We start from the raw sequence: 5,218 nt of genomic DNA, 5'->3' as shown, positions 1-5,218 counted from the left end.
ATAGAAGATTTTCTTAATACGAATTCATTACATTTGATTATATTTATACAGGGTGGTAAATACTTTCTATCTTGCCCGCGCCTGCAACGAGATCATAATTAATAACTACCATACTCGATGTGCCGAATAACATAGATTTTTTGTCAACATGTACTTCTTCTAAAAAGTAGCTCACAAAAGGCATATGACTCACAATTAATACAACGCTTGCCTTTGACTTGTCGTTAAACAAAGCCTTGATTAAATCATGAACAATTTTCGGATCACCTTCGGGGACGACGTCTTCACAAACTTTTTTTCGTGTAACAGCAACCATTTCGCACAGTTGCTCGAATGTTTGTCGCGCACGAATATAACTACTGACTAAAGCAATATCGACTGGCTGCTCTGGTCCAAGGCATGTATTCAACCATCGACCTGCTTGACTAGCTTGTTTCCTACCTAAATTGGTCAAGTTCCGCGTCTTGTCCAGTGTTTGGAACCTTTCAGCTTCGCCATGACGCATGATGATTAATTTCATAATTCTCACGAAATTTATATTTAAAGTATTAATTTATATATCGTCCAATATAACAAAAAATATAATTAAAAATCTGCACCTTTAAAAAATTAGTTTATGCTTAGATACTCATCAACTTAGGAAAAGAGAGCCTTGCTTAAGAGTGCCTACGACAGTCGTCAATATAACCACATTGAATTGGCTAATGGCCTTCGAATTTTGTTGGTGCAAGACCCAAATTGTGTGAAAAGTGCATGTTCAGTTACTTTTAATACAGGCCACTTCAATGATGACAAAGACTGCCATGGTATTAGTCACTTATTAGAACATATGTTATTTTTAGGCAACAACGAATTTACTGAACCCAACGCGTTTAATGATTTTATTGCGACCCATGGAGGAAGTATAAATGCGTTAACGGGCACAGAATACAGTAGCTATTTTTATGAAATTGCAGCTGAATATGAACAGCAAGCCTTAACCCATTTATATGCCATGCTCAGGAAACCTTTGTTCTGTGAGGCTTTAATCGAAAAAGAAATTAATGCTATCGACGCCGAGTTTTTATTAAAGCAGAAAGACGATTTGAGGCGTCTCTACCAAGTACACAAAGAAACATGCAATCCAGAACATCCTTTTAGCCAGTTTTCGGTGGGCAATCACCAAACCTTTGAGCCTTTTAGCCCATTTCAACTGAAACAAAAATTAATCAGAATTTTTGAGCACTTTTATCAACCTCATAATGCCTGTTTGTGTTTAATCAGTAATCAGAAATTGTCAGTTAGCGAAGAGTCTGTTCGTCTACTGTTTAATCATTGGCAATCAAACTATAAATTGCCAATCAAACCTCTGCCAGTGCTCTATCTTGAGCGCAATTTAGGTGTTCAGATTAATATTTTACCTTTGCGAAAAACGCAAAGAATGATCTTAACCTTCGCACTTCCTGAACAGCAGACTCATTACAGAAGTAAACCTTTAAATGTTCTAAGCCATATTCTAGGTGATGAAAGTGAAGGTGGTTTATTACATTTCTATAAAATAAGAAACTGGGCCACAAACTTAAGTGCGGGTGGCGGCTTAGAAGGCAGTACTTTTAAGGACTTCAACGTAAATCTTCAATTGACTAATGAAGGCATAAAATACACTGATGAAGTAATAACAGCTTTTTTCTCATATATACAATTGATGATGGAAAGCGGCATTGAGATGTGGAGAATCGAAGAAATAGCGGCTCTAAATCAGCTGATGTGGGATTTTCCTGACCAAGCTAAACCAATTGATGAAGCATATCACTATAGTCTGGCAATGTTCGAATATCCGTCGCAACATCTGATCGCAGGAGATTATCTTCTGGACAAACCAGAGGTGCAGACAACACTACAAATGTTAAACTATTTCAGTCCAAAAAACATGCGTATAAAAGTTGTTAATCCCTTTGTAAAAACTACTCATAAAGCAAAGTGGTATGACACACCTTATAGTGTCGCCCCAATTGAATCGAATCGCTTAAAATATTTTTTAAATGGTAATTGGCGTTCAAGATTTACGTTACCACAAGCCAATAAATTCTTGCCGTCTCACAGGCCACAAAAGGCAGTTGAACCTCAATTCACGCTACCTAAAAAAATTCTCAGCGAAGATGGTTTAGACATGTGGTACGGCCAAGATGATAAGTTTCATCAACCCAAAGGAGATTGCTTTTTAACTTTTGATTGTCAGGCAGTGAATGAAGGTATTTATGTCACTACAGCAAAAAGATTATGGGTAGCGTTGTTAAACGAGAAACTTAATCAAAAGTATTATCAAGCTAACCTGGCTGGTATGCATTTTCATTTTTATCCGCATCAAGGTGGCTTTTCTCTTCAAACCAATGGTTTTAGTGCCAATCAATTAAATTTTTGTACCAATCTTTTGACAGAAATTATTGTAAATAAAGATTTTTCTAGTAACTTTTCTCAGGTTAAATCCAGACAGTATCAAGGCTTATCCAATGCATGATTAAATGAGCCCCTTAACCGTATTTTTTCAAAACTATCTGTGCTCATGCAACAACAAAACCATGCTTCATCAGAGTTGGCTAAGGTATGTAAAACTTAACACTAGACGATATAGTAGCGGCCAGAGAAAAGTTACTTAGTCAATTTCATTTAGAAGGTCTGATTTTTGGCGATTGGGCCGCGGAAGATGCCTACAAAATAAGTGCAGATATCAAAGAGTTCAGAATGATGTTTGGAACATGTGACAAAATTCACAGGGGTGTAGCAGACATTAGGCACAATAAAATCATTTCCTATCAAGTAGAGTGTTTGCACAAAGACCCCGCAGTTGTTATTTACTTTCAAGCGCCCGATGCGAGTCTAAAAAACATAGCATTGACCATATTGGCAGAACAGTTATTAGCCGCACCTTTTTTTAATCAATTACGCACTGAGCAACAACTTGGTTATTTAGTAGGCAGTGGCTACATTCCCTACAATCAGCATCCTGGAATAGGTTTTTATATTCAGTCACCACATCACCCTGCTGAGTATCTAATTAAAGCAATTCATCTGTTTCTGCAACAAATCATCGAAAACATCAACCAGTACAGGCATTTATGGGACACACTCAAAAAAGGTGTAATGAAACAATTGATGGAGAAAGACACTAACCTAAGTATGAAAAGTCAAAGGTTGTGGATGGCTATTGGTAATCAAGACAAAACATTTACATATAGCATGCAAATGACCCAAACAATTTTAGATATTGATTTTTCAGAGATCACAAACTACCTAATCGCACTCGTATCGCGGCAAGGTTTTGGAGAAGCCATCTTATACAGTCCAGGGCAACATGCCTCAATTTCGTACAAAACAGAAGTGATAACAGATATACAAAGTTTTAAATCCAGTAGCCAATATCTTTGATATTTGTGTAAATTAGTTAAAAAAACAGCAAACAGACACATTTCTCATTCAGACACCCGTTTTAATAAGATTAATACTTGTAGCAGCCCTATAAATTAGGCATATTTGATGTTGGGAGATATGGAAATGCCGATGATTTAATCTAATTATAATAAGGTATACCATTACCACTGGGTGAGAATTGCATATTTTCTATTTTTTAACATTTCGTAGTTTTTTATTGTCTCTGTTGCTGGGAGCTTTTTTGAGCTCCTATTCCTACGCTGCAAACAATGCTTTTGTTAAATATTCTAAATCTGAAGGCTTGGTACAGAATACGGTAACCAATAGCCTAGAAGATACCCATGGCTATATGTGGTTTTCTACTTTTGAAGGCTTGAGCCGTTTTGATGGCTATGAGTTCAAGAATTATAGACACTCAAAAAGCGACCCAACGTCTCTACCTCACAATTTTACCAAAAAGCTACTTTTAGACTCACAAGGCAACCTTTGGGTTGCGACTAAAAATGGCCTAGCTAAATACAATTCTTTGAAAGATAATTTCACAAACTATAATAAAGATAACAGTCAGTTAAACAGTAATGAAATTTTTACAATAGCCCTAAACAAAGATGGGAATTTATTAGTTTCTACTGCTGCAAACCTTTATCTTTATGATGACTTAGCTAGTTCATTTCTACCTTTTACAGTTAACGGTAAAAAACTACCTGCAGACATTAAAGTAATATTTAGTGAACCAAATAAGACATGGATTGGCAGTTTGGCAAGTGGTATTTTTATACTTGAACATAGTTCCAATACTTTATATAGCTTGAAAGAATCAAATCCGTGGAATCTTAAGATAGAAGCCAAATATATATTTGACTTCAAAAAAATCAACAATAACTATTGGCTTGCAACTGAAATCGGTGCTTATAAAATTGATCCAAATTTGTCTTCTGTGAAGCTTCTGAATTCCCAGAATACTCCATCACTTGTTGGAAATGATGTTCGAAGTATATTACAAAACCATAATGGCAATATCTGGCTTGGTACCACGACAGGCATCAGCATTTTGAACCGTAATTTCGAACACTTACACTCTTACAATAATCAAAACAATATAAACTTTGGCTTAGAAAGCTCACATATATTAAGCCTATATAAAGACTCAAACAATTCAATTTGGTTAGGCACTTATTCAGGTGCATTATATCGGTATAATGCTGATAGCTCAGAAATAAAAATGTTTAACAAAACCTCCATCGAGACGACTAACGCTTCTGGCATGTCTGGAAACACTATTTGGGGATTATCTGAGGATTCTAAAGAAAAAATTTGGATAGGTACGCAATCTAGTGGACTTAACAGACTAGATGCTAAAAACTTTGTATTTAAACAGTTCTTGAGCGAATTTATACACAATATATGGGCTATCAAAGTCGATGAGTTGGATCAAATTTGGGTTGCTAGCTCAGGGGGGATTTTTATTTATAAGCAACAAAGTGATACTGCATTAAAGTTGATTGAAACTGTTTTTCCTGGAGAGAATATACTAACCATAATCTATTTTTTTGGACGTATGTGGTTACGAACTGAAGATGGAATTATTAAGTGGATTGACCCTAAAAATTTACAAATCAACGAGATTGATTTAGCGAACAATAAAATAAATTATATCAAACCTCTTCTTGTAGATGTTGAACAGAACCTCTGGTTAAATACAAATTTGGGAATGGTCTTGTATAACCTAGATAGTAAGTTAGTCAGGCAATTAGTTATTGATTTAGAGAATCCTGTAAGGCACTTTAATTCCGTAATTGAAGTCAATGAT

At 35.6% G+C, this 5,218-nt stretch carries 4 protein-coding genes; 3 read left to right on the top strand and 1 reads right to left on the bottom strand.

The window, feature by feature from the left end:
- Window positions 1–43: 43 nt before the first annotated feature.
- Window positions 44–520 (bottom strand): phosphohistidine phosphatase SixA, encoded by a 477-nt coding sequence (sixA, locus tag QZ562_RS19375; RefSeq protein ID WP_293763934.1) that lies wholly within the window; start codon window positions 518–520, stop codon window positions 44–46.
- A 132-nt stretch (window positions 521–652) separates the two neighbouring features.
- Between sixA and QZ562_RS19370 the strand changes: the two genes are divergently transcribed.
- The 3 genes from QZ562_RS19370 to QZ562_RS19360 form a co-directional block, all read left to right on the top strand.
- On the top strand, window positions 653–2,497 hold the full coding sequence (locus tag QZ562_RS19370) for an insulinase family protein (RefSeq protein WP_293763932.1): 1,845 nt from the start codon (window positions 653–655) through the stop codon (window positions 2,495–2,497).
- A 110-nt stretch (window positions 2,498–2,607) separates the two neighbouring features.
- Window positions 2,608–3,405 carry an insulinase family protein gene (locus QZ562_RS19365; protein ID WP_293763935.1) on the top strand — a complete coding sequence of 266 codons (798 nt, stop codon included), beginning with the start codon at window positions 2,608–2,610 and terminating at the stop codon, window positions 3,403–3,405.
- Between the two features lie 244 nt (window positions 3,406–3,649).
- Window positions 3,650–5,218: two-component regulator propeller domain-containing protein (locus QZ562_RS19360; protein WP_293763931.1), on the top strand; the 1,569-nt coding region annotated here is incomplete at its 3' end.

The organism is uncultured Paraglaciecola sp., from assembly GCF_913058035.1.
Taxonomy (GTDB): domain Bacteria; phylum Pseudomonadota; class Gammaproteobacteria; order Enterobacterales; family Alteromonadaceae; genus Paraglaciecola.
Note: the sequence above shows the minus strand (reverse complement) of the source record. Positions and strands in the feature narration are given on the sequence as shown.